Origin of the sequence: Flavobacterium anseongense (assembly GCF_021608185.1) — a bacterium.
GTDB classification, from domain to species: Bacteria; Bacteroidota; Bacteroidia; order Flavobacteriales; family Flavobacteriaceae; genus Flavobacterium; species Flavobacterium anseongense.
In genome coordinates this window covers 1-292 of record NZ_JAKIHN010000039.1, presented here as the reverse complement: position 1 = coordinate 292, position 292 = coordinate 1, and the positions used below count along the sequence as shown (strand labels likewise).

The window sequence follows — 292 nt, the reverse complement described above, 5'->3', positions numbered from 1 at the left end:
TGGATTCACATCCAATTCAATAGGTGTAATACTAACACAGTGAGTAATATTATCTTCAGCTCTTACATAGATAATCTGCGTAAAGGCGATTATGTTACCATAAGCTGAAGGAGTCGGAATGGTAGTTCCATTATTCTCTGCATCAGTAACTGTTTCGTGAAAACTTATCGTATACGTTGTTACTCCGTTTAATAATCCCGGCAGTAAAGTCGTTAAATCAAAAGTGGTATAACCATCCTGATTCTCATCACAAAGTGTATAAGGTGCTGTCGGCGGAATTAATGTCGGTAGT

Annotated in this window: 1 protein-coding gene; it reads right to left on the bottom strand. The window is 37.7% G+C overall.

Annotated elements, in window-relative coordinates; all coding sequences use genetic code 11:
- On the bottom strand, positions 1-292 hold a 292-nt coding region (locus L1S35_RS13260), incomplete at both ends, for an FIDD domain-containing protein (protein ID WP_236401471.1).